This is a genomic window from Pseudomonas fluorescens, from assembly GCF_001307155.1.
Lineage (GTDB): Bacteria > Pseudomonadota > Gammaproteobacteria > Pseudomonadales > Pseudomonadaceae > Aquipseudomonas > Aquipseudomonas helvetica.
Genome location: NZ_CP012830.1, coordinates 3812023 through 3828543, shown reverse-complemented (window position 1 = coordinate 3828543; position 16521 = coordinate 3812023). Strand labels below are relative to the sequence as shown.

Genomic DNA, 16521 nt, shown 5'->3' with positions numbered 1-16521 from the left:
TGAGCCGTGGCCCGCAAAGCCCCTGAAACCACTTACTTAATCGAAAGGAATCGACATGAACGACATCAAAGACACCAGCAACAACTACGAAGAGCTGCTCTCGTTTTTCAACTACACCTCCATTGGAATGCTTTACAACCTGACGCCGCTTCTATTCAGCGAGGAAAACCAGCAAGCACTGGATGAGTTGATTGGGGTCGCCAAGGTTGAATTGATCAGCCTGTTAGATCAAATTAATTCGGAGCACGCCCAGAACAAACAAATCGAACAGTGGCGAAATCAAAACAAGCGCTCGAACATCACTCGCGTGATAGTCAAACTCATCAATAACTCCCCTCACACGTTTAAAATTGCACAGACCAGCTTGCCACTGCACACATCAGAGCGTGAGTCATTCCTGCTCCCCGCGTACGGCAATACAGCATTCAAATCCGATTTCGCCTATACCTACGCCTATCCTTGGCAAAAAAACAAAATCATGTTCAATCAGTTCGTGGATTTTATCGATCAGAACGTCGGGGTTCGTTTTGATCTCGGCATGATAATGAATACGTCCTTCGGCGTTCTGTCGCCCACACACAGGGCAAGGGTAAAAAACACCGTCACCTCCATTGGCTCATCCAAAATCAATTGCTCAACCCAAATCACGAGCATGGGAGAGAGTGAGCCTTTCAATTTCGAGGTGGAAATCAGGCTGGGCTGAAGCAACGCCCCTTCCGGATTGTTCTCACCTTTTCACATCTACGACACAAAACTCCTACAAAATACGTAGCTTGCTACCTGTCATCCCGAAGCGCGTCCGTATATAAAAGCACCCATTACGACAACGCGGGCGAAGAGTTGGTCTTCGCCCGCGTCTATTGACAGAATCGGATCCAATTACGCATCTTGTTTCATTTGCGCAGGCTGGGGCTCAAGCGCAGCATGTCCAGACCCGCGTCGACCCAGCGCGCGGCTTCAGCGTGCAGCTGAAAGCTGTCGGGAGCGAGCAGCCACCCATACAGGATGCCGTCAACATAGGCATGAATGCTGATTGCTGCGCGGGCCGTGTCGAGATTCTCCGGCAACTGGCCTCGTTTCACCGCATTACGCAATGCCAGTTCGATACGCACATTGCACTCCAGACTGACGGTGCGACGCTGCTGGCGCAGATCACACATTTCATCAGTGAATTCGCACTTGTGGAACAGAATCTCATTGATGCGTCGGGTCTTCGGGTCCAGGGCAACTTGATGAAACAAATGAATCAGCAGTTTGCGCATGCATCCCAGCGGATCCTCTTCCTCTGCGCTTTCGCTCGCCCTGGCCATTTCATCCAGCGGTTCATGCAAGCTGTCGAGCATCGCCTGAACCAGATCAGCCTTGTTGCTGAAATGCCAGTAGATGGCCCCACGCGTAACACCGGCCAGGGTCGCGATGTCCGCCAGTGTCGTGCGCGCCACGCCCCTTTCGTAAAAGGCTTTTTCTGCCGCTTCGAGTATCTGGCTGCGAGTTTCTTGAGCTTCCTCTTTGGTGCGACGGACCATGGCAGTAAAACCTCAATCAGGAATGCTTCAGCGATGTCTGTACACCGTCTGAATAAATGTGGGTGCGAGCTCTTTGAGATCTCATCCCCAGCCTACAATTTTCACCTTGCATCGACTTTTGTAACCGGATGGGTACTGAGCCAGGCTATTTACAAACAACCATGAACGTAAGTATATTCCTTAGCAAGCTACTTATCCACCCAGCACAGTTTTTTTACCTTTACACTTTTCTTGTGCGCATGTTGCGCGCCTGACCCGAGGATCTTCATGCAATTCAAGCCAGCTGTTACCGCTCTGGTTACTGCCGTCGCCCTGGCATCGCTGCTCAGCGGATGTAAAAAGGAAGAGGCGCCCCCAGCCCCTCCAACCCCTCAGGTCGGCGTCGTAACCCTTCAACCTCAAGCCTTTACCCTGACATCCGAACTGCCGGGCCGCACAACGGCCTACCGCATCGCGGAAGTTCGCCCACAGGTCAATGGCATCATTCTCAAGCGCCTGTTCAAGGAAGGCGGTGACGTGAAGGAAGGCCAGCAGCTTTACCAGATCGATCCTTCGGTCTATCAGGCCACCCTGAACAGCGCACAAGCCAACCTGCAATCGACCAAGTCGATTTCCGATCGCTACAAGCAACTGGTCAACGAGCAAGCCGTAAGCCGTCAGGAATACGACACTGCCGTGGCCAACCGCCTGCAATCGGAAGCCGCCCTGAAAAGCGCAGAGATCAATGTGCGCTACACCAAGGTTTACGCACCGATTTCCGGTCGCATCGGCCGCTCTTCGGTCACCGAAGGCGCACTGGTCAACAATGGCCAGGCCGACGCCATGGCCGTGATCCAGCAACTGGACCCGATCTACGTCGACGTTACCCAGTCTTCGGTCGAACTGCTGGAGCTGCGCCGCGAACTGGAAAGCGGTCGTCTGCAAAAGGCCGGCGAGAATGCCGCCATGGTCAAGCTGACCCTCGAAGACGGCAGCCAGTACAAGCAACAGGGCAAGCTCGAGTTCTCCGAAGTGTCGGTTGACCAGACCACCGGTTCCGTGACCTTGCGCGCAGTGTTCCCGAACCCTGATCACACCTTGCTGCCGGGCATGTTCGTTCACGCCCAGCTGCAAGCCGGGGTGAACGCTGCCGCGATTCTCGCACCGCAACAGGGCGTGACCCGTGACCTCAAGGGAACGCCAACTGCTCTGGTGGTCGGTCCGGACAACAAGGTCGAGCTGCGTCAGCTCAAGGCCAGCCGTACGGTCGGCAGCCAATGGCTGATTGAAGATGGCCTCAAGGCCGGCGACCGCCTGATCACTGAAGGACTGCAATTCGTCAAACCAGGCGTCGTAGTCAAGCCCACTGAAGCGACTAACGTTGGCGCAAAGAACCCAGCCCCCGCACAGGCAGCTAACACTGCCACTGGCGGTAAAGGGGAGTAAACCATGTCGAAATTTTTTATCGACCGTCCGATTTTCGCCTGGGTAATTGCCCTGGTGATCATGTTGGTCGGGGCTCTATCGATCCTCAAGTTGCCGATCAACCAATACCCGAGCATCGCCCCGCCGGCGATCGCCATTTCCGTCACCTACCCAGGTGCTTCTGCACAAACCGTGCAGGACACCGTGGTGCAGGTGATCGAGCAGCAGCTCAACGGTATCGATAACCTGCGTTATGTGTCCTCGGAAAGTAACTCCGACGGCAGCATGACCATTACCGCGACCTTCGAGCAGGGCACCAACTCCGATACCGCGCAGGTCCAGGTCCAGAACAAACTGAACCTGGCCACCCCGCTGCTGCCACAAGAAGTGCAGCAACAGGGTATCCGCGTGACCAAGGCAGTGAAAAACTTCCTGATGGTCATCGGCGTGGTCTCGCGCGACGGCAGCATGACCAAGGACGACCTGTCCAACTACATCGTTTCCAACATGCAGGACCCGATCTCGCGGACAGCCGGTGTCGGTGACTTCCAGGTGTTTGGTGCCCAGTACGCCATGCGTATCTGGCTCGACCCGGCCAAGTTGAACAACTTCAACCTGACCCCGGTCGATGTCAAAACCGCCATCGCCGCGCAGAACGTCCAGGTTTCCTCCGGTCAACTCGGTGGCTTGCCCGCCCTGCCTGGCCAGCAACTGAACGCCACGATCATCGGCAAGACCCGCTTGCAGACGGCCGAGCAGTTCAAGGAAATCCTGCTGCGGGTCAACAAGGACGGCTCGCAGGTTCGCCTGTCTGACGTTGCCGATGTCGGCCTCGGTGGCGAAAACTACAGCATCAGCGCCCAGTTCAACGGCAGCCCGGCTTCCGGTCTGGCAGTGAAGCTGGCCAACGGCGCCAACGCCCTCGACACCGCCAAGGCCCTGCGCAAGACCATCGACAACCTCAAGCCATTCTTCCCGGAAGGGATGGAAGTGGTGTTCCCGTACGACACCACTCCGGTGGTGACCGAATCGATCAAGGGTGTGGTTGAAACCCTGGTTGAAGCGATCGTGCTGGTGTTCCTGGTGATGTTCCTGTTCCTGCAAAACTTCCGCGCCACGGTCATCACCACCATGACCGTACCGGTGGTGTTGCTGGGTACCTTCGGGATCCTCGCGGCGTTCGGCTTCAGCATCAACACCCTGACTATGTTCGGTATGGTGCTCGCCATCGGCTTGCTGGTGGACGATGCCATCGTCGTGGTGGAAAACGTCGAACGGGTGATGAGCGAAGAAGGACTCTCACCCAAGGAAGCCACCAAGAAATCCATGGGCCAGATCCAGGGCGCACTGGTCGGTATCGCACTGGTTCTGTCGGCGGTACTGCTGCCGATGGCGTTCTTCAGCGGTTCGACCGGGGTGATCTACAAACAGTTCTCGATCACCATCGTTTCGGCCATGGCCCTTTCGGTATTGGTTGCCCTGATCTTCACCCCGGCGCTCTGCGCCACCATGCTCAAGGCGATTCCGAAAGGCGAGCACGGCACTCCGAAACGCGGCTTCTTCGGCTGGTTCAACCGCAACTTCGACCGTAGCGTAAGAAGCTACGAGCGCGGTGTCGGCAACATGCTCAAGCACAAGGCGCCGTACCTGCTGGCCTACATCATCATCGTGGTCGGCATGATCTGGCTGTTCACCCGCATTCCAACGGCGTTCCTGCCGGAAGAAGACCAGGGTGTACTCTTTGCCCAGGTCCAGACCCCGGCCGGCTCTACCTCCCAGCGCACCCAAGTGGTCGTGGACGAGATGCGTGAATTCCTGCTGCGTCCAGGCAAGGACGGTGGTGAAGGCGATGCGGTGAACTCGGTGTTTACCGTGACCGGCTTCAACTTCGCCGGCCGTGGCCAGAGTTCGGGCATGGCGTTCATCATGCTCAGGCCATGGGCCGAGCGAAACGCCGACAACAGCGTGTTCAAGGTTGCGGCCCGTGCCCAACAGCACTTCTTCACCTTCCGCGACGCCATGGTGTTCGCCTTCGCGCCACCGGCGGTACTGGAGTTGGGTAACGCCACCGGTTTCGATGTGTTCCTGCAGGATCGCGCCGGCATCGGTCACGACAAGTTGATGGCTGCCCGTAACCAGTTCCTCGGTATGGCGGCGCAGAGCAAGGTGCTGTCGCAGGTCCGTCCGAACGGTCTGAACGACGAACCGCAATACCAGCTGGAAATCGACGATGAAAAGGCCAGTGCCTTGGGCATCACGATGACCGACATCAACAACACGCTGTCGATCGCGCTGGGCAGTAGCTACGTCAATGACTTCATCGACCGTGGTCGAGTGAAAAAGGTTTACGTACAAGGCCAGCCGGGTGCTCGCATGAGCCCTGAAGACCTGAAGAAATGGTACGTACGCAACAGCCAGGGCGCCATGGTTCCGTTCTCCGCGTTCGCCAAGGGCGAGTGGATCTACGGCTCGCCGAAGCTGGCGCGTTACAACGGCGTAGAAGCGGTGGAAATCCTCGGTTCCCCGGCACCTGGCTACAGCACCGGTGAAGCCATGGCCGAAGTCGAAGCCCTGGCCCAGAAACTGCCGGCAGGCGTGGGTATTTCCTGGACCGGTCTGTCGTATGAGGAACGTCTGTCCGGCTCGCAAGCTCCGGCGCTGTACGCCTTGTCGTTGCTGATGGTCTTCCTCTGTCTGGCGGCGCTGTACGAAAGCTGGTCGATTCCGATTGCGGTGATGCTGGTTGTACCGCTGGGGATCATTGGTGCCCTGCTCGCCACCAGCCTGCGCGGTCTGTCCAACGACGTGTATTTCCAGGTGGGCCTGTTGACAACCATCGGTCTGGCGGCGAAAAACGCCATTCTGATTGTCGAATTTGCCAAGGAACTGCATGAACAAGGGCGCAGCCTGAGTGACGCAGCCATCGAAGCGTGCCGGATGCGTTTGCGACCGATCATCATGACCTCGCTGGCGTTCGTCCTCGGTGTGGTACCGCTGGCCATTTCCACCGGCGCAGGCTCGGGTAGCCAGCATGCGATCGGTACCGGGGTTATCGGCGGCATGCTGACGGCCACCGTACTGGCGATCTTCTGGGTCCCACTGTTCTTTGTCACTGTGTCGTCGATGGGTCAACGCAAAACTGCGGATCAGGATGACGTCGCTATAGAAACTTCTAAAGAGGCTGGCCAATGAGCAAGTCGCTACTCTCCCTAGCCATCGCCGCGTTCGTGCTCGGTGGCTGCTCGCTGATACCGGATTATCAGCAGCCTGCCGCACCGATTGCATCGCAATACCCACAAGGTCCGGCGTACTCGCCGGCCCAGGCCGCGAACCAGGCTGCCGCCGAACAAGGCTGGAAGCAGTTTTTCCGTGACCCGGCGCTGCAACAGCTGATCCAGACCGCTCTGGAAAACAACCGCGACCTGCGTGTCGCGGCACTGAACATCGACGCCTTTGCGGCCCAATACCGCATCTCGCGCGCCGACCTGTTCCCGGCCGTCTCGGCGACCGGCACCGGCAGCCGTCAGCGGATCCCGGCGCGTGCCTCGCAGACCGGTAAAGAGAGCATCAGTGCCAGCTACTCGGCCACCGTGGGCGTCAGCGCCTATGAGCTCGACCTGTTCGGTCGGGTTCGCAGCCTGAACGAACAAGCGCTGCAAAACTACTTCGCCACTGAAGAGGCACGCCGCAGCACCCAGATCAGCCTGGTGGCCAGCGTGGCCAACGCTTACCTGACCTGGCAGGCCGACAAGGAACAGCTGAAACTGTCCCAGGACACCCTCGCCACCTTCGAAGAAAGCTACCGGCTCACCGCCCGCAGCAACGAAGTCGGCGTGGCGTCGGCGCTGGACCTGAGCCAGTCGCGTACGGCCGTGGAGACCGCCCGGGTCCAGCAGGCGAAATTCACTCGCCTGGTGGCCCAGGACGAAAACAGCCTGGCGCTGCTGTTGGGCACCGGTGTACCGGCCAATCTGGCCGCGGGCCAGCCGTTGTCCGATGACCTGCTCAGCGAAGTACCGGCCGGTCTGCCGTCCGACCTGCTGCAACGTCGCCCGGACATCCTTGAAGCCGAACACAAGCTCAAGGCTGCCAACGCCAACATCGGCGCGGCGCGCGCAGCGTTCTTCCCGAGCATCAGCCTGACCGCCAATGCCGGCACCCTGAGCCCGGATCTGTCCGGTCTGTTCAAGGGTGGTTCGGGGACCTGGCTGTTCCAGCCACAAATCAACCTGCCGATCTTCAATGCCGGTAGCCTGAGCGCCAGCCTGGATTACTCGAAAATCCAGAAAGACATCACGATCGCGCAGTACGAGAAGTCGATCCAGACCGCCTTCCAGGAAGTCTCCGACGGCCTCGCCGCACGCCTGACCTTCAACGAACAGTTGCAGGCCCAGCGTGATCTGGTGGCCGCCAACCAGAACTACTACCGCCTGGCCGAACGTCGCTACCGCATCGGTGTCGACAGCAACCTGACCTTCCTAGACGCCCAGCGTCAGTTGTTCACTGCGCAGCAATCGTTGATCACCGACCGTCTGTCGCAACTGATCAGCGAAGTGAATCTGTACAAGGCTCTCGGTGGTGGCTGGAACGCACAAACCGCGAAGAACGAGCCGGTGAAAGAAGAAGCACCGAAGCTGAAGATGTTCTGATAACACCCGCAAAAACGAAGCCCACCATTTGGTGGGCTTTTTTATGGGCTGTGTCTCGTCCTGAATAAGGTTTACACCTTCTGACTTATCTTCAGGAGGAACTAATGGATACGGGAAAAAGGCGCTGTAGCCTCTGATGGGCGCTACGTAGGCAAGCTTAAACACCCGTCGTAGCAGCTGCCGAGCCCGCGAGGCTGCGTTCGGTCTGGGCCCAGAGTGTGTAAAAACACTGTCTGAGGCTTTCATCTTCAAATCTAGGGTCTTTCTTACGCTTCGGCCCCCACGCACGGCCAAGATGCTCTTGGCCCACCAACTTGGCGTTGCCGATGACTAGAAAGGCCTGAACGGGCTCTAACGTCCTCTGAATCATGTCCGAAATTGACCAAATCTTAGGTCGCCAGAGCCTTAATCAAGCTCCCGACCCCCATGATTTTCATCACTCGTTTCAGGTTGTAGGCGAGCACATTCAAGCTCATTTCGGCGCTCACCCCGGGTAGCTTTCGGGTCAGGAAGTGGGCCGCTCCCATCCAGTGCTTGAGCGTCCCGAAGGGATGCTCAACCGTTCGTTTGCGGATCCGCATCATTTCTGGCGCGTTGCTCAGCCGACTCTGCATTTTTTCCAGTACGGCTTCATGCTCCCAGCGTCGGACTCGCCGTTCCCTGCCCGGTGTGCACTTCAATTTCAGTGGGCACTGTTGGCAGTTGGAACTCCAGTAACGGTGTAACTTCAGGCCGTTATCAACGCTGGAAAAACGCCAGATCAACGCCTGTCCAGCTGGGCAAATGTATTCATTTTTCGTCGCGTCATAGATGAAGACATCATTATTGAAACGCCCGTCCGCCTTGGCTCCGGAGGTCATTGGCTTCGGCACATAGGCGGTGATGTCTGCATTGTGACAGGCCAGGATTTCTTCGCTTTTGAAGTAGCCTCGATCAGCCACTACTGACAGCGTTTCCAAGCCCATGGCCTCGCGGGCCTGCTTGCCCATCGAGCTGAGTTGATCGCGGTCGGAGCCGGTATTGGTGACCTCGTGCGCAACGATCAAATGGTGTTGGGTATCGACTGCTGTCTGCACGTTGTAGCCGACGATTCCAGTGCCACGCGTCATCATGGAACGGGCGTCTGGATCGGTCAGTGAGACCTGTTTGTCCGGCGAGTCGTTGAGCCGCACTTCGATCGCCTGAAGCTCTTTCATTTGAGCCTTCAGCTTGACGATTTTTTCTTCCAGCCGCGCAGCCTTGGGCTGCGCAGTCGAGGGCTCTTGTTGATCGGCTTCGTCGAGTGCAGTCAGATACCGGTTTATGCTCGATTCAATTTCTACCATTCTCCGTTGCAACTTGGCGCTGGTGAAATTGCGGTCGCGGTTGTTGACCGCCTTGAACTTGCTGCCGTCGATGGCAACTAGGTTTTCTTCGAATAATCCCAACTGCTGACACAGCACGACGAACTGCCGGCAGACACCGCGGATGGCTTTGCTGTTGTCTTTTCGGAAGTTGGCAATGGTCTTGAAATCGGGCCTCAAGCGGCCGGTTAGCCACATCAGCTCGACGTTACGCTGGGCCTCTCGCTCCAGCCGTCGACTCGACTGAATCCGGTTGAGATAGCCATAGATGTAGATCTTCAGCAGGATCGCGGGGTGATAAGCAGGCCGGCCAGTATCGGCCGGTATGACGCCTTCAAAACCCAGCTTAGCCAGGTCAAGTTCATCGACGAAGACGTCGACTACGCGCACCGGATTGGTATCGCTGACGTAGTCGTCGAGGCTTTCGGGAAGCAAGGTGCTTTGACCTCGATGTTCACCTTGAATAAAGCGCGTCATGGGCGATCCTTGCGATGAAATCCTCAGAAATCATAGCAAGGGTTCGCTAAGGCGTTTTTACACACTCTGGGCCGCATCCGGACAAAGCGGTCGTAAAATCATGCAACACGTTCATTCCGGTAAACCGCGTATGCAGGGTTGGCGAGGACTGCGTCCTCGGACGCAGCCTCGCGGGCTCGACAGCTGCTACGCGGGAGCCGCGTTCTTATCTGTTACTCCGGTGGATCGAGGTGGTCCAGTGCGCGATTCACCGCCAGCTCGGCCAGCGAGATCATCTGTTGAATCGCCAGTGCGGTATTGCGTTTGGGGCCTTCGAGGTCGAACGCCAGATCGCTGGCCATGACATTGGCCGAGGCGAGGGTTTCGCAGGCGTGGGCCAGCAGGGTTTCGCTGTCGACGTCGGGGGCAATGACGAAAATGCAGCCGGGGCGGCGGTCGGCTAACAATTGCTTGGTCTCGGGCAGCACCAGGTAGTGGTCGAGCGCGCGGTGCGCGGCGGCGTGGAGTTCTTTTGAGTCGAGGGAGGCGTAGGGGGAAACCGGATCGGTTTCGGGGGGATTCGGTGTGGCTTTGAACATGATGAAACTCCAAATGTAAGTAGAGGAGCCATCACCCTCGCTACCAAACGAAGGGTGGTGGCCATACGCGGGTTGGTAGACCGGACACTTGGAAACCGGCGCGCCCGAGGGCGCCCTGCGCATGGCCACCATAAAAGCGAATGCCGACAAAAAGCACCTGCATAAGGTGACGCTGTGCGCCATGTGTCCGGGCTACCAAACCCGATCGCTGATAATCAGCGACACGGAAACGATAGAGGCGTGGACCAAGGCGCACAAGCCGGCGGATTCTGGCGCAGGTGTAGGCCGTGACGCAAGGCGCTGTAGCCTCTGATGGGCACAGCGTGGGCAAGCTTAAACACCCGTCGTAGCAGCTGCCGAGCTGCGCGAGGCTGCGTTCGGCTGCGAAGCAGTCGTAAAATCATGCAACACGTTCATTCAGGTAAACCGCGTACGCAGGGTTGGCGAGGACTGCGTCCTCGAACGCAGCCTCGCGCAGCTCGGCAGCTGCTACGGGGCGCGTTACGGCTTAACTGACAGACGGCCCCCTCCAACGCCATTGACCAGAAAAACCGGTTCTTCCAGATAATTGAGTCCCAGCCGGTTTTCGAACAGTTCATCGCGTAACGCTGCCGTAGTGAAACAACCCAGCCCAAGGGCCGTGGCCACCAGTGAAAAGGTCTGACTCAAATGCCCAGCATCCATCAGCGCCACCCGCAGTGCTCGGCTGAACTCGTACTTCCAGGCCATTCGCTCGACCCGCGCCGTGGATACAAACACTGCCGCTGCGTCCTTGATCCACGGCTGCTCGCCACAGGCGTCGCCGATCCAGACTCGCGGGTCTTCCCGTGACAGCAGCTCGAGCCCGTGGCGGCGTACCGAATAGTGGTAAAGACCGCGTTCGAAGCCTTGCACATTCATCAGCACCGCATACACCTCGGTGCCCTGCAGCGAACCGCCGGCCGGTGAGGTTTTCTTCAGGAAGTAATCCCCCATGCGGTTCTGTTCCATGACCGTCGCGCCCCACGTGTAGTAGAGCAACAGGGACAATTGCTGCGCGCTCAGCGGCTGGTCGCTGAAGGTGCGCGACGTGCGGCGCTCGCACAGCGAATCGAGCAATGTCGATTGGGCGATCGCGCCGGAAGGCGCCAGCAGCGGGTTTTCCAGGGCAACAAAAGGATGGGAGAAATAATCCTTGAATGCCGACGGCTGACGTCGCGCTGAGGCCTTTTGCTCAAGCTGCGCTTCCAGATCGCTGACGCTGATGTAGGGCGTGTGCGACCCGGTGCGGGTGCTCAGGTAAAACTCCAGCGCCGCGTCCCAATGGGCCCAAAGGCTGGCCGGATGGCTGCGCTCAATGGAAGCGCCAGTGTCAGATGATGTATCGACCGGCTGTAGGACACCCTGGCTGAACAGTTCCCGCAGGAACGCCAGGTTGTCGTCCTGCTCGGGACTCTGCAAAACACCCGGCAGCAACAAGGCACTGCCCAATGTCTGGGGAGTCAGGAAGTGGCGCAGCAACGGCAGAAACATCACACCGAATTCCAGACTCAGGTCGCACTGCCGATCGCGGATAAAAAACGACGCCGAACCGATGCTGAGCCAGGTGCTTTCCCTGAGTTTGAGCAGGGTTTGTGCACCCTGCTCGAGTTGCGTTTGCGGCGCCTGCCGGGCACACCCCTGCCAGAACAAGGCTTTGGGGCGAAGAGACTTGATGGCCGTGATCAACGTCAACAATTCTGCATCATCGGTTTTGCGGGAAATATCCCACTCAAGGGTGATCGCTTTCACCGGCGACGAATCAAACAAATGACGCAAGATTTCCCAATCCCGCTGCGGATGGCCGGTATGAATTTCAATCAGCCGGTCCAGCGGCAACGAACGCAAGTAGCTGTTCAGGTCGTAACCCAGGGTTCTGGCGGTCGCGATTGCGCTGTCGAGGTCCAGCAGAAAGCCCGAGTCACTGCGCTCCACCACTCGAGAGATGAACGCGCCTTCGGATTGCTCTTGTGCATCGTGCAACGAAAACAACCTCGGCGCGTTTTCCAGTACCAGCAGCGTTGCCGTGAGGTCACGCAATTCGATGGCGTTGGCCACCACCGTGTCAGCTACCTCTTGGGCCAGGGTCGGCAGAATGAAATGCTGAGTGTCGCCTCCGTGAAACCGCGACCAGGAAATATGCTCGGCCAACCAGGGCGAGCGGGTTTTCTCGCACAGCCGCCGAGTCATTTTCAGAAACTCGCGGTCCATCGCGATGCCCACACTGCCCAAGGACAAACTGGAAGAATGCAGCAAGCTCGGTACTTGCGCACCGAGCTCAAGCAGACGCGGTTCCAGAATGCAGTGCGTCGGCTGAAACTCGACGTAATCAAAATGCGGCAAGCCCTCGGCGAGAATCCGTTCGACGGTCGGGTCGAGTCCCTCCTCCGATAACTCATCCTGAGGCGTGTGCCGTGGCAAATGGTATTCCAGCCCAACGCCGGCCTCCGGAAACTGCGAAACATCAAACATCGCCATGTCCGCCTCCCTGGCGTCAACCGGTCAGGCCCAGCATGCGTTTAGCCCCCGCCGCAGCGCCCGATATCGCCAACAACGCGGCGTGTTGAGTTTCCAGCGCCCTGACTTCTTTGATCAGGTTTTCCAGCAGTTGGCGGCCCTGAGGGGTGAAATCCGCGCACGCTTCGAAATCCGGTAACGCCTTGATCAAGCCTTGCAGGATGAACACCAGGCGTTTTTGTGCCCGCTGCAGTTCATGGGACGAGCGCGAACGAACCCGCTCCAGGTATTTGACCAACGCGACGTACACGAAAAACGCATGAAAATAGCCATAGAGGTCACGCTTCTGCCCCGACCACGGCAAGGTGAACAACGCCTCCCGCGAGGTCTCATCCCTGACGACCGGGCACACTTCGACAATGTTGTAGAGCAACTGATGAGTGGCCTCATGCACCAGCGACTCTTCCAGGTCGAGTATCGAATCATCCCGGTTCGAGATGAGGATGATCCCGGTGAAGCGCGAAGCCGAGCAGCTTCGAAATGAACCATCGGGCAAATAACATATGGACTTGACCAGTTTTCTAAACTGCTCGCGACAGGCGGGCCACGAGTGTTCTATCCGCAACAGCGCGATATTCACCACATCGCAAAAGAAACTCACGGAATGACCATGACGTTCCAATTGTTTACGGGTTGCTTCATCTTCCGGAAACTCATAACTGGGCGGTGCCACTCTCATCACCAACGGATCAATATTAAAACGATACACCGGCGGGCAATAATCATTCATGTGAACACTGTCGTTCTTTTTCACCCGCGCCAGCATCAGTGGGAACTCGATCAACATGCGCTCTAACTCATCGGTATTCGCCGCCTTTTTCGTGATAACCAGGTTGGCATAATGAGCCGTCAATACACTCCACACTTGAAACACCGGATCATTAATAATCACGCGCTGCTCGCGGGTCGGCGGCACAATAAGATTGAATGCCTGCTCGAAAAACTCCGCCAACTGCGGAGCATTGGGAAACAGTTGAAAAAGTTCGGTGTACAGCGCCACAAAACTTGTGTAGCGATTTCGACTGACACGTTCCAGCAATACGTCAAATCGTGAAGGATCCGTGTCCGGCAGGAATGTCGTGCCCTGAAACAACTCGTCATCGGATAGCTCACGCAGACCACTGTTCCCGATTTCCATTTTTCAACCTTCCCTTAGGTAGGCGGCAACGGCTTCGCCATCGTCAGACTGGCGATGCCATACCCTGATTGTTCATAAAGACGACGCGCCGCATCGTTGCGACCAAAGACATGCAGTCGCACTTCTTCGCATCCCGCCTGGCGTGCCCATGACTCGAGGGCCAACAGTGATTGTTTCGCATAACCCTGGCGGCGCTCTCCAGGGTCAATGTAGATATCCAGGATGAAGGCACTCTTGCCGGCACCGGTGTGTCGCTCGGCGACCCACAACTCGCCAATACGACGCTCCTGATCCTTGATCACCCAGAGTTGGTTTTTTTCAGTCAGTCGCCCTTGCGGCAACAACTGCTCGAAGACACTGCGTGCCCTTTGCGAGGCCTCCTCATGGGCCCACTCACCCGAGACGACCATACCGTCACCATATTCAGCAACGGCTCTTTCGGCGAACGTTGCAAAGTCCGCGTTATCCATTGGAGCCAAGGTGACAGGCATGAGTCATTCACTCCGCGCTCGACCGCTGTGCCTCATGACACTTCATAAAGCCATTCGGCGTACCTGCATGAAAGACCCACCTTTCGGGGTACGCCAAATGGCATCACCGGCCGCTAATCCATGCGCGCTTGCTGTTGCTGGGTATCAAATATGGCACGCGTCCCCAGATTACTTCGAATACCGGCAGAGGCAGCCGACAGTTTCGCAGCATCAATGCCTTTAACCGCCGCAATTTCATCAGCACTTAGATGCACACCAATATTTTTAGCTGCCGAAGCAGGATCATTGTGAAGTGCATCGGCAAACCCCGGATCCAGCACCGCCCGTCCAACAACCGTGGCCAAGGTTTGCTGATTGACTTTATTGCTCATGGTACTTCTCCTTGTTATTTCGGCACGACGAAAAATGCACCCCTGACGAAGCATGTAACTTTCCCTCGTCCGTCCTGGGGACTTTGAATATAGCAAGACCACTGCTCTTTTCCAGCCATCCCCACGGCTCCCTTTAAACCGTTTCACGATAATCGATAACACCGTTTCTTAAGGTTAACTGGCGATTATCGATAGTCGTTTAATGACAACAAGAACTGTAGGAAAGCGCTTACAACCAAAGTAATAGGCCCTTCTATTTAATAGCCACTGGACAGCAATGCGTCATTAATAGAACACACAGCCAGACACCCATTATTGCCCCGAATAACTATGGGATTTAATTAACAATGCTTCATACCGCTGGTGATCCGACAGGCGTCGATTTGTGTTCGATTATCGCCCAAAACCCGGTACGCCCGATTGAATCCCGCCCTTGATCCCCCGCACCATTCCCCCACCTACAAGAACCAATAACAACAGGTCCGGCACCATGACTGCACACCCTACCCGCTCCGGCTGATCTCTCCCGTTCGTTGACCCGAATTCGAATTTTTGTCTGCAACCCCTTGGTTGCGGCTGCGTCCTGCTTCATCCCTAACAATTAGAGAGACCCGACCTCATGAAGCCTTCCACCTGTGCAAAACAGCTTTTGCCGACTCTATTGACCACCGCACTGGTCAGCGCAGCCCTCCCGGCGCTAGCCGAAGAGTCGGGTTTTCTAGACGGCGCCCAGGCCAACCTCAGCCTGCGCAACTTCTACTTCAACCGCAATTTCACCAACCCGACCAAGGCGCAAGGAACAGCGGCAGAATGGACGCAAAGCTTCATCCTCGATGCCAAATCCGGGTTCACCCAGGGCACCGTCGGTTTCGGCATGGACGTATTGGGCCTGTACTCGGTGAAGCTCGATGGCGGACGCGGCACCGGCGGGACGCAGCTGCTGCCGCTGGACCACGATGGTCGCCCCGCCGATAACTTCGGACGTCTGGGCGTGGCGTTCAAGGCGAAGCTTTCCAAGACCGAGTTGAAAGTCGGTGAATGGATGCCGGTGTTGCCGATCCTGCGTTCGGACGATGGGCGTTCGTTGCCGCAAACGTTTCGCGGTGGCCAGATCACCTCGAAGGAAATCGACGGCCTGACGCTCTACGGCGGTCAGATGCGCGCTAACAGCCCGCGTGACGACAGCAGCATGAGTGACATGTCGATGACCGGCAAACCCGCCTTCACCTCCGACCGTTTCAACTTTGAGGGCGCCGAATACAGCTTCAACGACAAGCGCACGCAAATCGCGGTGTGGAATGCCCAGCTCAAGGACATCTACAGCCAGCAATTTATCAACCTGGTCCACACCCAGCCACTGGGCGACTGGACGCTGGGCGCCAACCTTGGCTTCTTCTATGGCAAGGAAGATGGCAGCGCACGGGCCGGCGACCTCGATAACAAAACCTGGTCCGGGCTGTTCTCGGCCAAATATGGCGGCAACACCTTCTATGTCGGCTTGCAGAAACTCACCGGCGACAATGCCTGGATGCGGGTCAATGGCACCAGCGGCGGGACGCTGGCCAACGACAGTTACAACTCGAGCTACGACAACGCCCGGGAGAAATCCTGGCAACTGCGCCACGACTACAACTTCGCCGCCCTCGGCATTCCCGGTCTGACCCTGATGAACCGCTACATCAGCGGCGACAACGTGCACACCGGGACCGTCACCAACGGCAAGGAATGGGGCCGCGAAAGTGAAATCGGCTACACCGTGCAAAGTGGCAGCCTGAAAAACCTCAACGTCAGGTGGCGCAACTCGACCATGCGTCGGGACTACAGCAACAACGAGTTCGACGAAAACCGCCTGATCGTCAGCTATCCGATCAGCCTGCTCTAAAGCGATAAAAATACCGCGAGGACATGAACCGTTCAGCACCGTTATGCTCCTATGGAGACTTCCATAGGAGCGACGGTTGGCGGCGTGGTGAATAACCGCGCACCGACAGTCTGCATTCGTCCTGATC

At 57.3% G+C, this 16521-nt stretch carries 12 protein-coding genes; 5 read left to right on the top strand and 7 right to left on the bottom strand.

Annotation, left to right across the window (positions count from 1 at the left end; genetic code table 11):
- Positions 1-55 precede the first annotated feature (55 nt).
- The gene (locus AO353_RS17310) at positions 56-703 is read left to right on the top strand and encodes a hypothetical protein (protein WP_054596053.1); all 648 of its coding nucleotides are present in this window, start codon (positions 56-58) and stop codon (positions 701-703) included.
- A 190-nt stretch (positions 704-893) separates the two neighbouring features.
- On the opposite strand, the gene emhR is transcribed toward AO353_RS17310, so the two are convergent.
- The gene (emhR, locus tag AO353_RS17305) at positions 894-1526 is read right to left on the bottom strand and encodes an efflux system transcriptional repressor EmhR (protein WP_054596052.1); all 633 of its coding nucleotides are present in this window, start codon (positions 1524-1526) and stop codon (positions 894-896) included.
- 267 nt (positions 1527-1793) lie between these two features.
- Here emhR and emhA point away from each other — a divergent pair, with 267 nt between their 5' ends.
- From emhA to adeC, 3 genes are read left to right on the top strand one after another with little or no spacing between them, the layout of a single operon-like run.
- Positions 1794-2951 carry an efflux RND transporter periplasmic adaptor subunit EmhA gene (gene emhA, locus AO353_RS17300; protein WP_054596051.1) on the top strand — a complete coding sequence of 386 codons (1158 nt, stop codon included), beginning with the start codon at positions 1794-1796 and terminating at the stop codon, positions 2949-2951.
- Between the two features lie 3 nt (positions 2952-2954).
- Complete coding sequence (gene emhB / locus AO353_RS17295) at positions 2955-6122, top strand: efflux RND transporter permease subunit EmhB (protein ID WP_054596050.1); 3168 nt, start codon at positions 2955-2957, stop codon at positions 6120-6122.
- Positions 6119-7579, top strand: coding sequence for an AdeC/AdeK/OprM family multidrug efflux complex outer membrane factor (gene adeC, locus AO353_RS17290; protein ID WP_054596049.1), 1461 nt, complete (start codon positions 6119-6121; stop codon positions 7577-7579). The genes emhB and adeC overlap by 4 nt, the downstream gene beginning before the upstream one ends.
- 389 nt (positions 7580-7968) lie before the next feature.
- On the opposite strand, the gene AO353_RS17280 is transcribed toward adeC, so the two are convergent.
- The 6 genes from AO353_RS17280 to AO353_RS17250 all read right to left on the bottom strand — a co-directional run bounded on the left by AO353_RS17280 (position 7969) and on the right by AO353_RS17250 (position 14512).
- Complete coding sequence (locus AO353_RS17280; protein ID WP_054594662.1) at positions 7969-9399, bottom strand: IS1182 family transposase; 1431 nt, start codon at positions 9397-9399, stop codon at positions 7969-7971.
- A gap of 212 nt (positions 9400-9611) precedes the next feature.
- Positions 9612-9977, bottom strand: coding sequence for a DUF6124 family protein (locus AO353_RS17275; protein ID WP_054596047.1), 366 nt, complete (start codon positions 9975-9977; stop codon positions 9612-9614).
- A 501-nt stretch (positions 9978-10478) separates the two neighbouring features.
- Positions 10479-12473, bottom strand: coding sequence for a DUF692 family multinuclear iron-containing protein (locus tag AO353_RS17265; RefSeq protein WP_054596045.1), 1995 nt, complete (start codon positions 12471-12473; stop codon positions 10479-10481).
- Positions 12474-12489: 16 nt separating this feature from the next.
- Positions 12490-13650: an aKG-HExxH-type peptide beta-hydroxylase gene (locus tag AO353_RS17260; RefSeq protein WP_054596044.1), complete on the bottom strand. Its 1161-nt coding sequence runs from the start codon at positions 13648-13650 to the stop codon at positions 12490-12492.
- Positions 13651-13664: 14 nt separating this feature from the next.
- Positions 13665-14141 (bottom strand): GNAT family N-acetyltransferase, encoded by a 477-nt coding sequence (locus tag AO353_RS17255; RefSeq protein WP_054596043.1) that lies wholly within the window; start codon positions 14139-14141, stop codon positions 13665-13667.
- A 113-nt stretch (positions 14142-14254) separates the two neighbouring features.
- Positions 14255-14512 carry an Os1348 family RiPP precursor gene (locus tag AO353_RS17250; RefSeq protein ID WP_054596042.1) on the bottom strand — a complete coding sequence of 86 codons (258 nt, stop codon included), beginning with the start codon at positions 14510-14512 and terminating at the stop codon, positions 14255-14257.
- A 619-nt stretch (positions 14513-15131) separates the two neighbouring features.
- Between AO353_RS17250 and AO353_RS17245 the strand changes: the two genes are divergently transcribed.
- Positions 15132-16394 (top strand): OprD family porin, encoded by a 1263-nt coding sequence (locus tag AO353_RS17245; protein WP_054596041.1) that lies wholly within the window; start codon positions 15132-15134, stop codon positions 16392-16394.
- The last annotated feature ends 127 nt before the right edge of the window (positions 16395-16521 follow it).

Excerpts from the sequence above, each read along its gene's own strand:
- AO353_RS17310 (WP_054596053.1), top strand. The coding sequence starts at position 56 with ATGAACGACATCAAAGACACCAGCAACAACTACGAAGAGCTGCTCTCG.
- emhR (WP_054596052.1), bottom strand. The coding sequence starts at position 1,526 with ATGGTCCGTCGCACCAAAGAGGAAGCTCAAGAAACTCGCAGCCAGATA.
- emhA (WP_054596051.1), top strand. The coding sequence starts at position 1,794 with ATGCAATTCAAGCCAGCTGTTACCGCTCTGGTTACTGCCGTCGCCCTG.
- emhB (WP_054596050.1), top strand. The coding sequence starts at position 2,955 with ATGTCGAAATTTTTTATCGACCGTCCGATTTTCGCCTGGGTAATTGCC.
- adeC (WP_054596049.1), top strand. The coding sequence starts at position 6,119 with ATGAGCAAGTCGCTACTCTCCCTAGCCATCGCCGCGTTCGTGCTCGGT.
- AO353_RS17280 (WP_054594662.1), bottom strand. The coding sequence starts at position 9,399 with ATGACGCGCTTTATTCAAGGTGAACATCGAGGTCAAAGCACCTTGCTT.
- AO353_RS17275 (WP_054596047.1), bottom strand. The coding sequence starts at position 9,977 with ATGTTCAAAGCCACACCGAATCCCCCCGAAACCGATCCGGTTTCCCCC.
- AO353_RS17265 (WP_054596045.1), bottom strand. The coding sequence starts at position 12,473 with ATGGCGATGTTTGATGTTTCGCAGTTTCCGGAGGCCGGCGTTGGGCTG.
- AO353_RS17260 (WP_054596044.1), bottom strand. The coding sequence starts at position 13,650 with ATGGAAATCGGGAACAGTGGTCTGCGTGAGCTATCCGATGACGAGTTG.
- AO353_RS17255 (WP_054596043.1), bottom strand. The coding sequence starts at position 14,141 with ATGCCTGTCACCTTGGCTCCAATGGATAACGCGGACTTTGCAACGTTC.
- AO353_RS17250 (WP_054596042.1), bottom strand. The coding sequence starts at position 14,512 with ATGAGCAATAAAGTCAATCAGCAAACCTTGGCCACGGTTGTTGGACGG.
- AO353_RS17245 (WP_054596041.1), top strand. The coding sequence starts at position 15,132 with ATGAAGCCTTCCACCTGTGCAAAACAGCTTTTGCCGACTCTATTGACC.